Genomic DNA, 239 nt, shown 5'->3' on the forward strand with positions numbered 1-239 from the left:
GCCGACATCAGGATGCATCTTGTCGATCAGATAGTCGACCTTCGCCTTCGCCTCGGCTACCGTTTCACCGACGTTGAGAACGATGCCCGGCATGATCTTCAGGTCGTCGGCATCGCGCCCATAGGCCGGCATCCGGCTCTTGACGTTTTCGTAGAAGGCCCTGTTTCGCTCGATATTCGACGCGAGGCTGAAGACGATCTCGGCAGTGCGCGCCGCCATGTCCATTCCGGGTTCCGAAC

1 protein-coding gene is annotated in these 239 nt (G+C 59.4%); it reads right to left on the reverse strand.

The features are described from left to right. Window positions 1–239 (reverse strand): LLM class flavin-dependent oxidoreductase (locus tag EOD29_RS34720; protein ID WP_127248915.1); only part of this gene is annotated, 239 nt, incomplete at both ends.

This window comes from Mesorhizobium sp. M1A.T.Ca.IN.004.03.1.1 (assembly GCF_003997555.1).
Classification (GTDB): Bacteria; Pseudomonadota; Alphaproteobacteria; order Rhizobiales; family Rhizobiaceae; genus Mesorhizobium.